The 20,698-nt window shown below is 43.7% G+C and carries 14 protein-coding genes and 1 pseudogene; 2 read left to right on the top strand and 13 right to left on the bottom strand.

Features of this window, described 5'->3' with window-relative positions; all coding sequences use genetic code 11:
* Nucleotides 1-22: 22 nt before the first annotated feature.
* The 7 genes and pseudogenes from MHH93_RS00555 to MHH93_RS00525 form a co-directional block, all read right to left on the bottom strand.
* Entirely contained in the window at nt 23-1,936 is a 1,914-nt protein-coding gene (locus MHH93_RS00555; RefSeq protein WP_500052134.1) for a beta-glucoside-specific PTS transporter subunit IIABC, read from the bottom strand.
* A gap of 447 nt (nt 1,937-2,383) precedes the next feature.
* On the bottom strand, nt 2,384-4,321 hold the full coding sequence (locus MHH93_RS00550) for a beta-glucoside-specific PTS transporter subunit IIABC (RefSeq protein ID WP_500052133.1): 1,938 nt from the start codon (nt 4,319-4,321) through the stop codon (nt 2,384-2,386).
* Between the two features lie 167 nt (nt 4,322-4,488).
* Nucleotides 4,489-5,331, bottom strand: a complete 843-nt coding sequence (licT, locus tag MHH93_RS00545; RefSeq protein WP_017687870.1) for a BglG family transcription antiterminator LicT — start codon at nt 5,329-5,331, stop codon at nt 4,489-4,491.
* A 224-nt stretch (nt 5,332-5,555) separates the two neighbouring features.
* A complete protein-coding gene (locus tag MHH93_RS00540; RefSeq protein WP_500052130.1) occupies nt 5,556-5,861 on the bottom strand; it encodes a hypothetical protein in 306 nt (101 codons plus the stop codon).
* A gap of 55 nt (nt 5,862-5,916) precedes the next feature.
* Nucleotides 5,917-6,135 (bottom strand): annotated as a pseudogene (locus tag MHH93_RS00535) (shikimate kinase); the annotation flags it as partial.
* 153 nt (nt 6,136-6,288) lie between these two features.
* Complete coding sequence (locus MHH93_RS00530; RefSeq protein ID WP_500052129.1) at nt 6,289-7,377, bottom strand: acyltransferase; 1,089 nt, start codon at nt 7,375-7,377, stop codon at nt 6,289-6,291.
* A 168-nt stretch (nt 7,378-7,545) separates the two neighbouring features.
* Entirely contained in the window at nt 7,546-10,221 is a 2,676-nt protein-coding gene (locus tag MHH93_RS00525; RefSeq protein WP_500052127.1) for a family 78 glycoside hydrolase catalytic domain, read from the bottom strand.
* Between the two features lie 134 nt (nt 10,222-10,355).
* Here MHH93_RS00525 and MHH93_RS00520 point away from each other — a divergent pair, with 134 nt between their 5' ends.
* Nucleotides 10,356-11,240: a helix-turn-helix transcriptional regulator gene (locus MHH93_RS00520; RefSeq protein WP_500052125.1), complete on the top strand. Its 885-nt coding sequence runs from the start codon at nt 10,356-10,358 to the stop codon at nt 11,238-11,240.
* A gap of 9 nt (nt 11,241-11,249) precedes the next feature.
* Here MHH93_RS00520 and MHH93_RS00515 read toward each other — a convergent pair whose 3' ends face one another.
* From MHH93_RS00515 to licT (MHH93_RS00500), 4 genes are all read right to left on the bottom strand, one after another.
* On the bottom strand, nt 11,250-11,816 hold the full coding sequence (locus MHH93_RS00515; RefSeq protein ID WP_500052124.1) for a 5' nucleotidase, NT5C type: 567 nt from the start codon (nt 11,814-11,816) through the stop codon (nt 11,250-11,252).
* A gap of 168 nt (nt 11,817-11,984) precedes the next feature.
* A complete protein-coding gene (locus MHH93_RS00510) occupies nt 11,985-13,448 on the bottom strand; it encodes a glycoside hydrolase family 1 protein (protein ID WP_500052123.1) in 1,464 nt (487 codons plus the stop codon).
* Nucleotides 13,449-13,507: 59 nt separating this feature from the next.
* Nucleotides 13,508-15,427 (bottom strand): beta-glucoside-specific PTS transporter subunit IIABC, encoded by a 1,920-nt coding sequence (locus MHH93_RS00505; protein ID WP_500052122.1) that lies wholly within the window; start codon nt 15,425-15,427, stop codon nt 13,508-13,510.
* Nucleotides 15,428-15,573: 146 nt separating this feature from the next.
* A complete protein-coding gene (licT, locus tag MHH93_RS00500; protein WP_169481106.1) occupies nt 15,574-16,416 on the bottom strand; it encodes a BglG family transcription antiterminator LicT in 843 nt (280 codons plus the stop codon).
* Nucleotides 16,417-16,677: 261 nt separating this feature from the next.
* Between licT (MHH93_RS00500) and MHH93_RS00495 the strand changes: the two genes are divergently transcribed.
* Nucleotides 16,678-17,700, top strand: coding sequence for a hypothetical protein (locus tag MHH93_RS00495; protein WP_500052120.1), 1,023 nt, complete (start codon nt 16,678-16,680; stop codon nt 17,698-17,700).
* A gap of 231 nt (nt 17,701-17,931) precedes the next feature.
* Here MHH93_RS00495 and MHH93_RS00490 read toward each other — a convergent pair whose 3' ends face one another.
* Both MHH93_RS00490 and gnd read right to left on the bottom strand, forming a co-directional pair.
* Nucleotides 17,932-19,035 carry a metallophosphoesterase gene (locus MHH93_RS00490; RefSeq protein WP_500052119.1) on the bottom strand — a complete coding sequence of 368 codons (1,104 nt, stop codon included), beginning with the start codon at nt 19,033-19,035 and terminating at the stop codon, nt 17,932-17,934.
* A gap of 244 nt (nt 19,036-19,279) precedes the next feature.
* A complete protein-coding gene (gene gnd / locus MHH93_RS00485) occupies nt 19,280-20,698 on the bottom strand; it encodes an NADP-dependent phosphogluconate dehydrogenase (RefSeq protein ID WP_339255977.1) in 1,419 nt (472 codons plus the stop codon).

The raw sequence follows: 20,698 nt of genomic DNA, 5'->3' as shown, positions 1-20,698 counted from the left end.
CCTAAACCATCTGTGATTTCAATTAGCTTAATACCGTGATCAATTTATCTTTCTCATGAACGGATGCATCTTTCGTTCCCACAATGTCCAGATAATTTGAAGTGTTCGTGACAATGATCGGTGTTACCGTCTCATATCCAGCATCCTTAATCGCTTGCAGATCAAACTCAACAATCAGGTCACCTGCGTTAACACGGTCTCCGTCTTTCACATGGGTTGTAAAATGTTCGCCTTTCAGTTTAACCGTATCCTGTCCGATATGGATCAGCATCTCTACCCCATCATCGCTAACAAGACCAATAGCATGTTTGGTACGATATACGGTTTGAACGACACCTGTGATTGGAGATACCACTCTACCACTGGTTGGACGAATTGCAATCCCTTTACCCATGTGCTCTCCTGCAAATGTTACGTCATTAATTTCTTTTAGTGCAACGACTTCACCAGCCATTGGGCTTACGATTTCGTATCTGCTGTTCGGATTTGGATCAAGTACAGGTGTTGGAGCTGGTGTAGCTTCTACTTTGTCTTTAAATCCAAACACGTATGTCAAGACAAAACCAACGATGAATGCTACCAATACTGCAACGATGGACATATAGAATCCGGAATCAGGACCTGCTTCTTTGTTGATAAAACTTGGAATACCGAAGATACCCAGTCCACCAAAGACGTAAAGCTTTGAGCCTGCCCATCCTAAAATACCACCACCGACAGCACCACCAATACAACTCATGATAAATGGCTTTTTCAATGGAAGAGTTACACCATAGATTGCCGGCTCAGTTACTCCGAATATACCGGAAATAAACGCTGGAATGCTTAATGATTTCAACTTGGAATTTTTTGTTTTGAGCAGAACTGCAAGTACTGCACCCGTTTGGGCAAAGGAAGCGCCGAAGGACATTGCAAGAACTGGATCAGCACCCGATGTACTTAGGTTAAGAAGCATAACCGGTACAAGTCCCCAGTGGAGTCCAAACAGTACTAGCACTTGCCAGAATCCGCCGAGAACCAAACCTGTAATAATTGGACTCAATTCATAGATACTTGTTGTACCTGCACCAACCAATTGACCTGCCCAAGTGGCTATTGGACCAATTACAATGAAGGTTACCGGAACAATCACGAGCAAAGTGAAGAATGGAACCAAGAATGTACTAACCACTTTAGGAATGATGTTTTTGAAGAATCTTTCAATCTTGACAGCGAAGAACGTAGCAATAATGATCGGAATAACCGATGTTGAATACGTCATCAATATAACCGGGATACCTAAGAACGTAATATGAATTGGTGATTCAAACAATGTACCTGTAAACAAAGTATATAGTGGATCTCCTGCAGTCAAACCGGACAGCGTAGGATACACTAACGAAGCACCTATCGCCATACCCAGGAACGGTGAACCCCCAAATTTCTTGATTGCCGTGTATCCAAGGAAGATCGGGAAGAAGTAGAACAGTGAATCACCAAGTGCATTCAGCAAATGATATGTTCCGGATGTATTTTCGACCCATCCAAATGCTACAAACATGGCTGTAAAACCTTTGATCATCCCTGTTGCAGCCAACAAACCGAGTAATGGTGTGAACACACCGGAGATCATGTCGATAAATCGACTGAACAATCCAACTTTCTTGCCTGAGTTGTCTGCTTCCTCCTCAAACTGACCTTCAGTTGGGAAATTCCCCGCTTTAACAACTGCTTTATATACATCCGGCACTTCGTTGCCGATCACGACTTGATACTGTCCACCACTCTGCATGACGGTAATAACACCTGGCAGATTTTTAAGTTCTTCCGTTTTGGCTACGCTTTCATTTTTCAGTTTAAACCGCAGTCTTGTTACGCAATGGAATACACTGTTTACATTCTCGCGACCACCTACACCTGATAGAATGTCCTTAGCTAATTGATCGTAGTTACTCATTGTAATTCTCCCTCTCTAAGTAGACTCCCCATGACTTTTGAAACAAATAAAACCTGAACTACTGAACATACACAACATACCGGATCGTCCGGAAATCAGTCGTGTTATTCAGCAATTCAGGTTTTGCCCTTAACGGTTGCAACCCTGTAAGGCTGTACACATTAATATTTAATTAATTTTGATTATGAAAGTAAGTTGCATTCCATATCCTCAGAACTGAGGATGGTCGGAATTGCCTGATTGAACAGTTACAACCCGATTGATGTATGCGCTTACTTCTTGAACTCATCATAGTACATCTGAACTAGGTTTGCAACACTTATTTTTATTAAATTCATAAATAAATTAATGTGATCGAAAATAGAAAAAAGGGACCACTTCGAAAGTATCGAAATGGTCCCTATGCAGCATGATATTCATATTTTAAAATATGCACTAAAAGCAGAATTAACCAATAACCGTAATTAATTTATCCTTCTCTTGCACTGTACGATCTGTTGTTGCAACCACGTCCAAATAATCCGCCGTATTGGTTACAATAATCGGTGTTACGGTCTCATATCCCGCCTCAATAATAGCTTGAAGATCGAATTCAACGATCAAGTCACCCACACTCACACGATCCCCGTCTTTCACATGTGCAGTGAAATGCTGACCTTTGAGCTGCACCGTATCCTGACCGATATGGATCAGAATCTCTACACCTTGATCATCTACAAGACCGATCGCATGTTTGGTACGGTAAATCGTCTGTACAACACCATTAATCGGGGATACCACTTTCCCACTGGTTGGGCGAATGGCAATACCTTTACCCATATGTTCACCAGCAAATGTAGCATCATTAATTTCTTGCAAAGGAACGACCTCACCCGTCATTGGGCTGGCAATTTCGTAACGATTATTTGGATTAGGCTCAAGTACAACCTTCTCTTCTTTTACCGGCTCTGGAGTCTGTTTGGCAGCTTCCGGATTAGCAGGATCTTTGAAACCTACAAAATAAACGAGTACAAAGCTTAGTACAAAAGCAATAACTGTGGCGATCATAGCCATCCAGAATTCATAGTTAATCCCTGCTGTTGGACTAATCAGCGCTGGAACACCGAAGATGCCTGAAGCAAACACAAACATTTTGGAACCTGCGAATCCAATAATACCACCAGCTACGGCTGAAGAAATACAACTCATAATAAATGGTTTTTTCAGTGGCAAAGTAAGACCATAAATCGCTGGCTCAGTTACACCGAAGATCCCGGACACAAAGGCAGGGACACCCAGTGATTTGAGTTTGGTATTTTTTGTTTTGAGCATAACGCCAAGGACAGCACCAATCTGAGCAAAGGAAGCAGCAAACATCATCGCCAAGATTGGATCTGCTTTCAGTGTGGACAGATTGAGCAGCATGATTGGTACGATACCCCAGTGTAAACCAAAGATAACCAACACTTGCCACAATCCGCCAACAACAATACCTGTTACCAATGGACTCAAGTCATAGATGCCTGATACGCCTGCACCAATCAGCTGACTTGCCCATGTCGCGATTGGACCAATCAAGAGGAAAGTTACTGGAACAACAATCAGAATCGTAAAGAATGGCGTCAGGAACGTTCTTACGACAGACGGAATGATCTTTTTGAAGAACGCTTCTACTTTTGCACCAAAATAAGCAGCAATAATAATCGGAATTACAGATGAGGAATAACTCATCAAAATAACAGGGATACCCAGGAACGTGATATGAATTGGAGATTCAAACAATGTGCCTGCAAACAGTGTATACAATGGCTCTCCACCACTAAGACCGGATAAGGTCGGATATACAAGTGATGCCCCGATGGCCATCCCGAGGAATGGAGATCCACCGAATTTTTTCATTGCTGTGTAACCCAAGAAGATCGGGAAGAAATAGAACAGGCAGTCTCCTGCAGCGTTCAACAATTGATATGTTCCTGAAGCCGGGTCCAGCCATTCGAGAGAAGTAAACATGGACAGGAAACCTTTGATCATCCCTGTTGCAGCAAGCAAGCCGAGTATCGGTGTAAATACACCGGAGATCAAGTCGATAAATCGACCCAAGAGACTTTCTTTTTTGCCGGAAGATTCAGACTCATCATTAGAGACCGGTTCATCCGCATTCATATTTCCAACCTGTAGCAAGGCTTTATACACATCAGACACTTCGTTACCTACGACAACCTGGTATTGTCCACCGCTTTGCATTACCGTTATGACGCCGGGCAGATTTTTAAGATCGTCTGTCTTAGCATTACTATCATTTTTTAATTTAAAACGCAGTCTGGTTGCGCAGTGAACCACGCTGTTAATGTTCTGTTTTCCACCAACACCAGACAGAATGTCTTTAGCTAATTGTTCGTGTTTCATGAAGTTATTTTCTTCCTTTCTGGTTAAACACGGATTCGAAGCCTATTGGAGAGAATAAAAAAACCTGAACATTTGAATGTACGGAACATCCGGTTAACGGGTGTTCTGTCATTCAATCGTTCAGGTTTTGCCCTGGTGGTTGCAACCCTGCAAGCTGATCTATGGGATTATTCAGAAGTTGCATTCACAACTCTCTCAATATGAATCGTTAAGTACATCATTTCTTCGTCAGTTAGTTGATACGTGTAGTTGCTCTCAATGAACTTCTTGATTTTCTCCGAGCACTTGTGTGCTGCTGGATACTTTTTCTGAATCATCAGGAACAGTTCATCGTCGTTGTTGCTCTTGTAATGTTTTCCCTTCACTAAACGTTGAGCGAAAAACTTCAAATGCGTCACAAAGCGATAGAATGTTAGTGAGTTCTCATCAAAATCAATCTTGAAATGATACTTGATGATTGTCAAGATTTCCTGCATGACCTGCGTCATACTCTTGATGTTGGGCATTTCCTCGTTCAAAGCTGCATTAACAAAGTGAAGTGCCATAAAACCGGCTTCGTCCTCAGGCAGGATCACGCCAAACTGATCACAGATCATATTGAGCGCTTCCATTCCTACTTCGTACTCCTCTTTGTATAACTGCTTTGTCTCCCAGATTAACCCGTTGCGTATAGGCAGATTCTTGCGATACCGCTCAATGGCAAAGTGAATATGGTCTGTGAGATGTAAGTAAATGCTCTCATTCAGTTTCTTGCCAAGTTTTAATTTGGCATAAGCGATGATTTCCTCAGAAACTTTCATGTATTCCAGAGGAATGCTTGAGATTAATGCCTTGAAGTTTTCCTGAATATCTTCATTCTGTAAAGTAAATATCTTGTCGATATGCTGTTCGGAAACCATATCACCCGCCCGCTTCTGGTAAGCAATCCCCCGGCCAATGATAATAACTTCCTGTTGTTCGTCATTCATTGCAACTACAGCATTATTGTTCAGCACCTTCTCGATTTTCACTTCATCACTCCAATATACAGAAAAAGACAAACCAATCCCTTTTCTCAAGGTATACGGCTTTGCCTGATTCAACAGTTACAACCCGATATGTTGTACGCGCTTCCCTCATAATATTACAAATTTCTACACAGTGCAACAAAAAGTTAATATCGAATTAGCATGACTCCGGATCTAGGTAAATATACTCACAGGAGTGAGCAAAACAAGAATTATTTTACAGGTATTCAAGGTTTATTTTTATTACTCTCTTTCTCCAGTTCCGCTTCAATTCTTCGATTAATCACGTCCATTTGTTCTGAATCCAAACGATTTACTTGCGTGTATTCTTTATCCATCTCGTACTCTTGCGCCTCACCTTTGTTCATTAGCCCTAAATGATTCTTGATGTCTCGGATATCTTCACGCATATGCATTGTCTGACGGTAATGATCTATCACAAGGGCGAAAACAATGCCACCAGCCAAAATCGGACCGAATGGGATCAGATAACATAAAACAAGTCCTATGAGCAAAAAAATAACAAAATACATGTGTAATGCCCCTCTCATATAAAAAGCTACTCAGCTAAGATAAATGTTTCTCAGATTACAAACTAAATCGTTCCTGAATTAACTGTGCCACTTCATCCGGGCTCTTGTGTGTGTTATCAATCCGCATGTAATGCTCATACGTGATTTCCCCCGGCTCCGAATTCAGTCGATAATGCTTCATTGTATCTAGCAAATCTCGCTCAGACCACGCGATATCACGCTTTGTTGGCTTATGTAACAGGCGATGCGGACTCTTGTTACGCTCAAGCCTTTCCGAAGGTAGTGTTCATTCCATTAATTCAATTTTATGGACATTAAACTCTATAATACCTTCTTTGGCGCAAATAAAAAAGAGCTTTCAAGTGATTCCCTCAACGCTTGAGGGCTTGAAAACTCTTATCTTAACTATCATTTGTTTATTTTAAACTTAACGTCCAATCAGTACCCATCCCCACTTCATCCGGCGCAATCCCATCGCGCAGATCCATGAGAACAGGAGAGCAACAACATAAGATAGGACGATACCCACGCTGAAGTGCCGAGCCAGGTCATCTGAGAATTCACGTCTCCAGAAGAGCAGTACAAGTGGATGCATTAAAAACACACCGAACGCAACTGTACCCAAGGAATCCAGAACATGTGTAGCTTTACGAACTTCACTATGTTTTCCTCTGCCCATTCGTTCACTGAAGATCAGCAGGAGCAAGCAAGCTGACAACGTAAACAGATTTCGGAAGAGGAACAGCACGGTATAGGTTACCACCGGGTATGCAGCGAAAGCGGTTTTGATATAAGCATTACCATATATAAATATGGCACCACCACTCAATAACGCAACAATAAGCATATAACGGTGGAGGTAAAGTTTATTCATTGCCCATTCAAAGTTCAACCCAACCCATGCGCCAAATCCAATTACAATCAGATAACTGGGTAACAAGCTTCCGGTCCGTTCGAAGTGAAACTGCAAATGTAGTGCATAGAAGATCGCTTGACCCGCAATAAAGAATAATGGCAAGTACCGATTAAAAAGACGATGGCGTGTAAGCGATAGAAGCAATGGAAAAACGATATAGAATTGAAGAATAATCAGAAAAAAGTATAAGTGCGTATGAGCGGTTCCCATCACTAATTGTTTGGCAAATTGAACACCGTGGGTCAAAGGTTCTTTGCCAGCAAGCAACTGTTTAATGGCAAAGTAGATAAGGGACCACACCACATAGGGTACAAATACATAGAATAAACGCTTCTTATAAAAAGCGAGCATCCAACCCTTCTCATTCGCCTTGGATCTGTAGTTGTAGAACAAAACCAGGGATGATAGGAACAGAAAAGCTGGAACTGCAAATTGCAGGAACGTGTTCCAGAAGTAATACACATCATGATCTAGCGTATTCTTGGGGTAATGCGCAACTGCTGTTGAAGTCGCATGAATGGCTACTACTGCCATGATGGCAAAAGCACGGAAGAGATCCAGATACTCAATACGCCGGGGCCGATTAACCGGTTGATTCATAAAGATAACCTCACTTGTGACTGATATGGGATGATAGTTTCCGGCCGCAATCCAGATTCTATGCTTCATTTTAATCAGCAAGCGAGGGTATTACAATCATAATCTATATTATTTTCGATATATTACACCAATATTATTCATTATTCGACATTATCTATCCAGAATCGTTTAGTACTTATACGTAAAATGGTAACTCCCAGACCCCAGTGTGACTTCAACATCGTCTCCAATGTTTTGAATATCCTGAATTCCACTTATCCGATCCAACTGATCCAACGGTTTCCCTTGCTCCAGAACGACCTGTGCACTCGCTCCAGGAAGACGCACCATACCTCTCGTATTGACAGGAATATGCACGCGTATCTCCATTTCTCCCTCCGCCATCCGATGCCAGCTTGAAGCAACTGGACCATACATTGTCTCCAAACTCGCTTCCACCCAATCCAGTCCAGGTCCGGGTTGCGGCTCAATATGCACCATGCGGAATCCTGGCTGATGTTCATCGGACTTGATTCCGGCAACATAACGATACAGCCATTCCCCAATTGCACCATACGCATAGTGGTTAAATGAATTCATATCAGCACTCCAGAGACTGCCATCCTCTTTGATCCCATCCCAATGTTCCCAGACCGTCGTTGCGCCTTGAGTCACCTGATAGAGCCAGGATGGATAATCCTCTTGAAAAAGTAATGTATATGCCAGGTCGTGAAGACCTGCGTCAGTCAATACCGGATTTAGATAAGGTGTGCCTACAAAGCCCGTAGTAAGATGATTACCCGCCTCTTTCACGAGTTTCACCAATTGATCGACAGCACGAGTTCGGGCATTGTCGTCCAACAGGTTGAATTGAAGCGCGAGAACATGCGCTGTTTGCGTTGGAACAGCAATTTTGCCGGCTGGAGTGACGAATTCTTTATTAAACGCAAGAACAATGTTTGTATGCAACTGCTTGTAATACTCAGCATCATCTGTCTTTCCAAGCACCTCAGCCGCTTTTTGAGTTAACGAGACCGAATAGGCATAGAATGCCGTTGCCACATAATCTGTGTCCGTTGCACCGACATAACTATCGGGCTTGGAGTCGAGCCCCAGCCAATCGCCAAAGTGGAATCCCGTGTTCCACAAATACGGATTGTCACCCTGCACGTGAATGTATTCGATCCACCGTTTCATACTCTCATATTGCTCAGCCAGTAATCTGGCATCCCCATACATCTCATAGATGGTCCAAGGACAGATGACCGCTGCATCACCCCAAGCGGCTGAGGAATGACTGGTGTCACCCCATCCTTCTGACGTGGAACTTCTCAGATCCGGAACGAAAAATGGAATACCTCCATCTTCTCCTTGGTCTGCTTTCAAATCCCGTAGCCATTTGGTGAAAAAGGGGGCCGTGTTCATAAGGTACGAAGACGTGCGGACAAACATCTGTGCATCACCGGTCCACCCGAGCCGCTCATCCCTCTGTGGACAGTCTGTCGGTACATCAAGAAAATTCCCCTTTTGCCCCCACAATATATTGTGATGCAGTTGGTTCACCAGTGGACTGGAGCATGAGAACTGACCTGTTTGCTCCATGTTCGAGTGCAACACTATTCCAGTAAATTCATCCAGTCGAACATGTTCCGGGAAGCCAATCAGCTTCACATAGCGAAACCCTTGAAACGTAAAATGCGGTTCAAATGATTCCTCGCCATCTCCCTTGCAGGTGTAACGAATACACTGCTTGGCGGCGCGAAGATTATCGATGTAGAAGTTGCCTTCATGATCCAATATCTCAGCATGGTGCAGCTCCACCGTCTGACCCTCCTTACCTTGAATGCTGAATTTCACCCATCCCACCATATTCTGCCCCATGTCTATTACACGATCTCCCTGAGGTGTTGTTAACAAGGCGATTGGCTGTAGCTGTTCGACTTGGGTGACGGGTACGTTCTCCTGTGCAACGATGATATCTTTGGGATGCTCCAGTACGTTCACGGGTGACCAACTCACCTGAGAGGAATCCGACCAATCGGACTCCATCCGTGCATCATACGTCTCGCCCATATAGATGTCCGACATGCGAATGGCACTTGGAGCAGCCTTCCACTCCCCACTGGATAGGATGCATTCCTCTGATCCATCTGCATATTTCATATGTAGTTCCAGCAGCAATGCGGATGTTGAACCAAATATCTCCCTTTCTTTGTTCCAGCCAAGATATCCGCGATACCAACCATCTCCAAGATATGCACCTAAAGTATTTTGTCCATCTTGAAGCAGGTCGGTAACATCATAGGTTTGATATTGTAATCGCTTACGATAAGAGGTCCAGCCAGGTGTAAAATAATCTTCTCCTACTCTTGTGTTGTTCATATGCAACTCGTATAATCCAAGTGCTGTCACATATATTCTGGCAGACGTAACAGGTTGTTTCACATTAAACTGCTTGCGCATACGCGGGCATGACGTATCTCCATCATCTGATGCTTGAGCTGTGATCCATTCTGCTTGCCAGCAGTTATTACTGTCCATAAGTCCCATCTCGAAATAAGCTGTTTCGGACCAACTTGAATTATTTCCTGCATCATCCCATGCCTGAATCCGGTAGTAGTATCGCGTTCGCGGAGAAGGTTGAAAGGGGTTTAACTCCACATGTATGGACTGATCCGTACTTATCTCGCCAGAATCCCATGCCATCCCCTCAAAATCTTCTGTCAATGATAGCTGAATCTGGTAAGCGGATTGCATACAATTCCGGCGATCGGATTGCAGCTGCCAGCTTAATCTTGGTGATTTCACATCAAGGCCAATCGGATTCATTTTGTACTCACAGCGAAGGTGACTAACGTTGAACATCAGCAGATCGTCCTTTCCATCTTGGCTTCCCATACGGGGTTACGATATAATTATATCGATCCTGCTATCGTAAATACCCGGTGATCCGGACTATTTCATCCGGTGATTCAGCCATCTATGCGAGGAGGTTGCCTATGGATTCATCTGTACAACTTATGAAAAGCGAATACTTTCTGCATAATCATCTGCAACTTTTTGTCAATCGTTGCTCTGAGGATTTTATGCTTCCTTTTCACGCACATGAATTTATTGAGTATAGCTATGTTGCCGAAGGAAAGGGCTTTCATCATATCGGTGAAGATGTTATTCCCGTGAAGAAAGGCATGCTGTTTGTCATTCCTGTTGGCGTTCCTCATGTCTTTCGTCCTGTGAGCACAAACGTAACCGAGCATCCGTTAATTATATATAATTGTCTGTTTAATGCTGAATTGATCAACACGCTGACAGCCATCATTCAGGAAAAAGAAATCATTCAACATCTGACGGACCTGGCACAAAATCAGGTTCCTTATATATCCGTTGTGGATCACAACGATCAGATTGAAGACTTGATGGTGAAGCTATACCGTGAATCCTCCGTTCAGAGAATCGGTTCGTCTACCATGTTATATACCCTGGTAAGCCAGTTGGTATTGATGACCTACAGACAACTTTATCAAAAGGATCAGGATGTAGAAAATCATTCCACTGGTTTTGATTACATCCTTCACTATATCAAGGAACACGCAAGCAATCGTATTCGGATGTCTGATCTGGTACGCATATCAGGCTGGAGCGAAAAACAGATTGGGCGAATGTTTCTGCGGCATACCGGACAGACCTTTAGCGGCCACCTGCAACATCTGCGCATACAAAAAAGCTGCGAAATTCTAAAGAATTCACAGCACAAAGTTAGCCTGATTGCAGAGCTGGTCGGATATCGGGATATGGATTCATTCTATGCTGCATTCAAAAAAATAACAGGCGAAACACCTCTCGCCTATCGCAAAAAATCCAGAGCACCGCACTCTGGACCATAATTTTAAATCTCAGACACCGACAACCTGTAACAATTCATCTATGTATGCCTTAGCCTCTTTCCATGAAGACATCAACGGAAAGTTGTATCGCTCACGCTCCTGTATGTTCCACGGATGCGGGATACAGATGACCTTCTTGCCATCCTCATGCGCGGGAATCAGATTGTGTGCTCCATCATCAATGAGCAGATCGAATCCGAGCAAGTTTTTTCTTTTGCATGTAATAAACTGTTCTGCAGTTATAAATGGCATGTGCTGTTGAAGCCAGTTCCACTTCTCAACGACTGTTTTTGGTTCTGCTGCCGTCACGACAATGACATCATAAGCATCGTTCAGCTTTCGCATCTCATCTACAACATATTCGTCGTATAATTCCAATTCCTCGAACAGACCCGGCCGACCATAAAATACATCATGCGTACTCTCTGGATGACGCAAATGGGATGTATCCCAATGAATCATATCCTCATACCGCAACGGATGGGTCGGGAAGTTGAGGTTATTGTGATATATGGCCCGCTTGACCAGATGACATATCGTGTCATCCATATCTACAGCAATAATAGGTTTCTTCATGGTTATCCCTCCCCCAATACGATCACAGTATACCATCCAGCATGTTATGTAGTCATCTTCTATGCATTAAAGTGCCATTAGTGTTGGTGAGCATCTTGAGAGATTATAGTAAAAAGGCGCCCTGGCGCCGTTATACCAGCTACGCCCAGGGTGCCTATATTGGTTAATCTATTCCAAGTTCTCGCCATTCGAGGCAATGACTTTTTGGTACCAGCCAAAGCTCTTTTTCTTATACCGATTCAATGTGCCTTGTCCGTTGTCGTCCTGATCCACGTAGATCACGCCATAACGCTTGGACATTTCCGAAGTGGATGCGCTGATGATATCAATCGCTCCCCAGTTGGTATACCCCATGAGGTCCACACCATCCATAACGGCTTCTTTCATTTGTGTAATATGTTTTCTCAGATAATCAATACGATAATCATCGTTAATGGAACCATCTGCTTCAACCGTATCTTTCGCTCCAAGGCCGTTCTCCACTACAAACAGTGGCAATTGGTAACGATCATACAACTCTTTCAATGCAACACGCAAACCGATTGGATCAAGCTGCCAGCCCCACTCCGTACGCTCCAGATTCGGGTTCTTAATCGTACTGTACAGGTTACCACCCGTCACTCCATATTCCTCTGGGTTCACTGCGGACACCAAGGATGTGTAATAACTGAACGAGATAAAATCAACCGTATGCTCACGCAGGATCTGCTCATCTCCCGGTTCCATGGCAATGGTAATCCCGTTCTCTGCCCAGTACCGAGCCATGAACGTTGGATAACTACCACGAACTTGTACATCCGTATGCAGCAGGTTCAGCTGGTTATCGATCTGAGCTTGCAGCATATCTTCTGGCTTCGATGTCGCCGGGTAGTGAATCATGCGTGCAAGCATACATCCGATCTGGAAGTTCGGGTTAATCTGACGCGCCTTCTCTGTTACCAGGCTACTGGCTACAAATTGATGATGAAGCGCCTGATAAGAAGCCTGCATCGTGTTCTCCACACGGTCTTCAATAATACCGCCACCTGTGAACGGTTCAATAATGGTCGTGTTAATCTCATTAAACGTTAACCAGTATTTTACTTTGTCCTTATAACGGGTCATCACGGTTTCAGCATATCTCACAAAATGTCCAATCACTTCACGGCCAGCCCAGCCGTTATATTTCAGAACAAGTGCCATAGGCATCTCATAATGCGAGAGGGTTACCAATGGTTCGATATCGTATTTCCGGAGTTCATCGAACACTTCGTCATAGAAGCGCAGTCCCTCTTCATTTGGCTCGGCATCATAACCATTCGGGAAAATACGCGGCCAGTTGATGGACAGACGGAATGTCTTGAAGCCCAGCTCGGCGAACAGCGCAATATCCTCTTTGAAACGGTGGTAGAAATCAATCCCGTAACGCTTCGGATAACCCTCCGCACTGTGATGTGCCATTGCTTTCTCAACCGTTGCACTGGTAACATGCATCAGTTCTCTAAGGTTGGTGTAGTCCTTTTTCTCAAAATAAGGAACCATATCGGCTGTCGACCATCCTTTGCCGCCTGCGTCGAATCCACCTTCAGCCTGATTGGCAGCAATAGCACCGCCCCATAGAAACCCTTCCGGAAACCCTTGTCGATTCATCATGTCTATCTCTCCTCTTCGGATTGATTTAATCTTTGCTGATTAACCACTAATCTTAAGCATTAGATTCCAGCTTTCAATACGTCTTCACCCATCGTGATTTCGCCCAATTTCACAGGCAGAACCTGCTTGTAATCCGCTGTATTGGTAACAACCATAGCGGTTGTAATGTCATATTCTTTGGCAATCTCGGCCAGTTCAAATGTGAGCAACTTGTCCCCAGCCTGTACACGCGCTCCTGTAGCAACGTGTGCATCGAAGTACTGTCCACGCAGCTTCACGGTGTTAATTCCAACATGAATCAGCAATTCCATCCCGTTATCACTGCGGACAACGATCGCATGTTTCGTTTTGAACACATTCATGATGGTACCTGTCACTGGTGAAACCAGTTCGCCGACTGTTGGAACAAATGCCACACCTTTACCCATCAATTCATCTCCAAATGTTGGGTCATTAACTTCTTGGAGCGGGATCGCTTTACCTGTCATCGGAGCTACGGCTACCGCATCACTCGTTGGTGACGGAGCGCCCATATCGTCCACGTTCACGCTGGCAGCATCACTTGAAGCTACTTTCGCTGGTGCAGAAGAAGCACCTGGTGAGAATTGAGCCAACGCCTCAGCGTCTCCTTCTTCTTCCTTAATACCGAATATCGTAGACATAATCGTACCTACAACAAAGGCCAAGATCATCCCCCCGAAAGAATACCAGAAGGTTTGTCCGATCAGGGAAGGAAGTCCCGGAAGACCACCGTTACCCGCAAGCACATACGCTTTTGCGCCAAAAGCAAGGGCGAATCCGCCACCTACGGCACTACCAATCATGGCTGCGGCAAATGGTTTTTTGTATTTCATATTTACACCGTACATCGCCGGCTCCGTTACACCCATCAGAGCTGTAAAGCTCGTGGACAATGCCACGGTTTTGAGTTTTTTATCTTTTGCCCGGAAGAATACGCCGAGTGTCGCACCAGCCTGACCCATATTGGAGATGAAGGTCAATGGCAAGAATTTGTCGAAGCCCAGTGTAGCGATATTACTCAGGATGATCGGCACAAGTGCATAGTGCATTCCTGTCATAATAATGAGCGCCATCGCGCCGCCAAGAACGATACCTGCAATCAATCCGCCTTCATTCAGCAGCCAGTTGATGCCGCCAGACAATCCGCTACCTACAAATGTACCCAATGGACCGATTGCAATCAGTGTCACCGGAACCATCACAAGCAAGGTAATCAAAGGCACAAGCAATAGCTTGAGTGCAGCAGGGATAACACGGTCAACCCATTTCTCAACATAGGACATCAACCATACAGCGAGTAAAATTGGAATAACCGATGAAGCATAACTTACAGCCGTAACCGGAATTCCCAAGAATCCAACCGATTCACCGCTAGATAGCAATGCTGTCATGTCTGGGTACATTAATGCCGTACCTAGTGCAATGGCAACAAACGGATTACTGCCGAATTTGCGAGCAGCGCTGACTGCAATCAGTAAGGGCAGGTAGTGGAATACGCCGTCACCAATGGCTGAGAGAATACGGTACGTATCTGTTCCAGCGGACATCCAACCTATGGACACGAATAGTGCCAGTAACCCTTTGAGCATACCTGCCGCTGTAATCGCTGGAAGCATCGGGGCAAAGACACCTGCGATCGTTTCAAAAATTTTCAGCACGACATTTTGTTTTTTATCCGACTTAGGCTCTTTATTTTCCGTACTTTGCTGGATTGCAGGATGTTCCTTTACCATGGCGTCGAATACTTTCGACACATCATTACCGATAATGACCTGAAATTGATCACCAGAAATGTTAGTCCCCATGACTTTATCCAGTTTATTGAGTGATCCATTATCCACTTTATCGTTGTCTTTCAGATCAAAGCGGAGTCGAGTAACGCAGTGATACACTGAATTGATATTTTTAGTTCCCCCAACGGCTTTGATGATTTCCTGCGCCGCTTCTTGATGTTTCATGATGTCTTCCTCCTCATTTTTCCAATAAAAAATACCCGAACGAATATAGCGCACGTTGATGGCGCCATCTCATTCGGGTATTGCCTGATTGAACAGTAACAAGCCCATAGGATATCCAGTTGTAATTTCATTCTATTGCGTGGATTTTATACGTCCCGCTTGGTTTTCATCAGACGTTCCAGATGGAGCGTTAGATATAACTGCTCCGAGTGAGTCATGTCATACTGATAATTCTTATGGATAAAAGTCTCGATCTTGCCAATACATTTGAAAGTCTCCGGATAGTTTTTCCGAACCACTTCATACAAATATTCCTCGGCATCATCATGTGAAGAATGGGTAATGACACGCTGACAAAAATATTTCAAATGGGTGATGAAGCGGAAATAATTGACGCTATCTTCATCCAATTCGACGTTGAAGTGATATTTGATGATATTCATAATCTCCTGCAATAGCTGCATGAGATGAGTGACATCGTTCATGGAATCATTCACTTCCGCATTGATGAAATGCAAGGCAATATTGCAGATCTCATCTTTGGGGAATTCAATATCCAGTCTTTCCTTCAGCAAAGTCAATGCTTCTCTGGCCACATCATACTCCGCCTTATAGAAGTGCTGAACTTCCCAAGAAAGTGGATTACGAGTGATCATTCCTTTTTCCAAGCGCTGAACAGCAAAGTGAATGTGATCCGACAACGAGACATAGATCCCGTCACTGATGGTTTTGTTCAATTGTGTTCGTGCCAGTGTCACAATATCATCTGTTGCCTGCAAAATCTCAATCGGCACTTCAGCTACGATGGATTTAAATTTCTCATAGATCGATGTATCCTGAAGACGGAATACCTTCTCAATCCGTTCTTCATCAATCTCATCGCCTGCTTTGAACTTGAATCCGATACCCCGGCCGAGGATCAGTAGTTCCTGATTTTTGTCATCCACGGTACTGACAATATTGTTATTAAATATCTGTTTAATAATCATTCTGGACCCACCTGGTTTTTTTTGAGGAATAAAAAAGGGCAAAACCAAAACAGAAATAATAAAATCATTTCCATAGTGGTTTTGCCCGCATTACCGGTAACAAGCCTCGGATCTAATTTATCATAAGCTGAAAACGGTGTCAACAGGAAACCGATATTTGCGTTTATATGGTTATGCAAAATTTTACTTTTATAGTACATTGAAAGATATGTGCGTACTGACATTTAATAATATGACCTAAACTTAACAGGAGGATTCACTTTGAAAAAAATCGTTTCATTGACCGCATTTGTCGCTACCATGTCACTATTGTTGTCTGCCCCACTCACCTTGGCCGCAAATTCCAATAACCTCTCATTAATAGAGAGTCAAGAGTCTGCTGAGCACCTAGATTCGGAGACAAAAAAACTTCTAAGTGAAGAACTGGTTAAACTCGTGGGAAAACAGAACATTCAATTCACCACAATAGATTCATCATTTGATCCGTGGGTCATTAACGGAACTATTGATGGAACCGGGTTTGCCTATTTCACACAAACATACGATCCTGATACAAATCGTGTCGCGTCCACCCATATCATGTATGATAACGCTGATCTGAATAAAGTCATGGATAATGCGCTGCTCCTGAAGCTTGATGCCTTCCTAAAAACATTTGAAGATGAAGATATCTTCATTAAAGGTGGTTTCTGGCGTTTCAAAGCCAATGATCCAGAACATGGACATTTACTCCAGAACTACTGGGTCATCTTTGGACCAAGTCAACAACTTTACATCGATGTGGACAAAGGTAATCAAATGTCGGCAATTCTGCAATATAAAATCGATGATTCCTATGCCTGGATGACAAACATAGCACGAAATTCACTCAAAACACTTGGAATTCCCTCAGTAAAAGCCTTTGATTACACCTTATTTACCGTAGAAGGAAAAGATATGTTATGGCAGTATCGGGATGACGACAATCTAAATTATGTGCATATCGGCAGCAAGACCGGAAAAGTATGGAAAGTCACTAACGAACTAGGTATTAACTGGAAAAATGATGCTGATTTCAAAAAGTCTTTCGCCAAGCCCAAGCTCAACAAAAACAAAGCACTATCCATCGCTGCGCCTACAGTCAGATCTATATTTGGTATTAAGCTAAAAGGTTATTCCGTTCGTATCCAAAATAACGAATACACCTTTACGAAAAAAGGAGCCACAACGCTTATCGGTAAAATCAATACAAAAGGCGCATTTTATTCGTTTGAAGCCATTCCTGACAACGGAGTAAGAAACTAAACTTACATAATAAAAAAACAGGTGGCTTGAACTCCGATTTCCGGGAGATCAAGCCGTCTTATGTTAGTAAAAACGCCTTAATTAATCAGCGCGCGCCCATCTAAATTCGCATAAGAAATACTCCGCTTTATCATGACAGTGATCTGAGCTTGTCATCATAAAGCGGAGCCGGTATCATCAATCTACGGTTGACGTGTTTATAAGCTATCCCTTCTATCGAAGGGCCTTTCATCATTGCTGGAAGGTCACATGAATCTGTACAATCTCCGAACGACTGCTAGTACGAATTGGTGGTCCCCAGAAGCCAAATCCCGAGGTTACGATGGAATGCATGGAACCCTTTTGCAGATAACCCCAATCATTCTCATAAATAGCCTGTGTGATGAATTGAGCAGGTGCAATCTGACCACGATGGGTGTGACCGGATACCACCAGATCTACATTGTTCTGTTCCGCAATATCCAGGTCATATGGCTGGTGATCCATCATAAGTATCGGTTGGCTCAAGTCCGTATTTTGCATTAAAGTAGCTACTTCTGCACGATCCTTCTCTGTGCGATCTTTCCGACCAATTAGGGTGATCTTGTCATCCAGTACAATCTTGTCATCATACAATACTTGCATGTTGCTCTTCTCCAGCGCAGCGATCAGATCTTCAATCGGACCATCGAACTTATCGTGATTCCCAAGTGATGCATAGACGCCGTATGGAGCCTGAATATCACTGATAATATCCGCAATTCCGCTATTCAGATACATATCCAGATTGTCATCAATAATATCTCCAGGATATAGCACCAGATCCGGCTTCAGCGCATTAATCTCCTCCACCATGCGTTTGGCATGTGCAGGACCAGATAGAAGTCCGAAGTGCATATCAGCAGCCATGACAATGTTAAGCTTGTCTACACCTTCTACTTTTTTATCAATCTGGATATTATACGTTCTCACTACCGGGCTGTATGCGTTGAAAATTCCATAACTCATTGTGGAGACTAACAGCACCAGCGTAACAACACCCGCCCATTTCTGTGTGTGATGTCTAGGAATACGAGTTAATCTCAGCAACCACATCGTAAGATGAACGATAGGCAGGATCAGCAATAACAACGAGAAGATCGCCAGCCAGTAAGAACCGATAATACTGAGAAATGAGATGCTTCCAAATACACGTGCCAAAATGAAGGAAACGGCAAGGAATACAAGCGCTATAATATAAAACCATCGAAATCTGGCAGACACGACTGGTTTCATCCAACTCCAACCGCTCCAGCCTATGTAGAACACTAATAATCCATATACGACCAAAAACAATAACCCCGCTAATACAAACATTCCCGGTCTAACCTCCACGTCAATAAGTTGTATTCTGAATTTTCATCACGGATGTAATTCCGTCTGAACAAGTATAACGTAGTTGAAGAGTCAGATCATCTGTTTGCTGAACCCAGATTCGTACATTTTATTACAATTTGATGATATTCAAATTCGAACCATTAACGAGAAAAAGCACCCTTGCAGGCGCCATGAAGTTGAATTCATGATCGACTGCAAGGATGCTATATATTCGAAACGAATATTACTCGTTCGTGTCCATCCACTGGAAGTGGAATGAACCTTCTTTGTCCACACGTTTGAAAGTGTGAGCACCGAAGTAGTCACGTTGTGCTTGCAGCAAGTTTGCTGGCAAACGCTCTGTACGGTAGCTGTCGTAGTAAGAAAGAGCGCTGGAGAATCCTGGTACCGGAATACCCTGTTTTACAGCAGCCGCTATAACTTCACGCCATGCACCTTGATAAGACTCAACGATGTTTTGGAAGTAAGGATCCAGGAGCAGGTTTTTCAAAGCTGCGTCCTTATCATAAGCTTCTTTGATGTTTTGCAGGAATTGCGAACGGATGATACATCCGCCACGGAAGATCATGGCAATGTTGCCGTATTTCAGATCCCAGCCATACTCGTCAGAAGCTGCACGCATTTGTGCAAATCCTTGTGCATAGGATACGATTTTACTTGCAAACAATGCTTTACGCACGTTCTCGATGAACGCTTTTTTGTCGCCAGAGAATGCTTCAGTTGCTGGTCCACTCAGGATTTTGCTAGCTGCTACACGCTCGTCTTTCATGGCAGACAGGAAACGGGAGAATACGGATTCTGTAATCATGGACAATGGAACGCCGAGATCCAGCGCACTTTGGCTTGTCCATTTACCTGTTCCTTTTTGTCCAGCCGCATCCAGAATAACGTCAACCATTGGTTTTCCTGTTTCTGGATCGTATTTGGAGAAGATATCTGCCGTGATTTCGATCAGGTAGCTGTCCAGCTCCCCTTGGTTCCACTCGGTGAAGATCTCATGCAACTCTTCAACGGAAACGTTCAATACAGATTTGAGCAGGTGGTAAGCTTCACCAATCAACTGCATATCTCCGTACTCGATACCGTTATGCACCATTTTTACATAGTGTCCGGCACCGTCTGGTCCAATATATGTGCTACATGCATCATCGCCCACTTTGGCCGAGATTGCTGTAAGGATCGGTTCTACGAGTTGATAAGCACTTTCCTGACCACCTGGCATGATTGCCGGTCCTTTCAGTGCGCCTTCTTCACCACCGGATACACCTGCACCGATGAAGCGGAAACCTTTTTCTTCCAGTTCCTTGCTGCGACGTTGTGTGTCAGGGAAGTAAGCATTACCTCCATCGATAATAATGTCGCCTTGATCCAGATGAGGAAGCAGTTGTTCGATCGTTGCATCTGTTGCTTTACCTGCTTGTACCATGATCAAAATTTTACGCGGAGACTCCAAGGATTCCACGAATTCTTCAATAGTGAACGCACCTGTGAGGTTTTTACCCTCTGCTTCTTTCAGCAGATCATGGGTTTTCTCAGGGGAACGGTTAAATACTGATACCGAGAACCCTTTACTTTCAATATTCAAAGCCAGGTTTTTACCCATTACTGCCAATCCTATAACACCAATCTGTTGTTTACTCAT

The organism is Priestia sp. FSL H7-0729, assembly GCF_038005685.1.
GTDB lineage: Bacteria > Bacillota > Bacilli > Paenibacillales > Paenibacillaceae > Paenibacillus.
The sequence above is the reverse complement of the archived record's forward strand: the minus strand, read 5'-3'. Positions and strand labels throughout refer to the sequence as shown.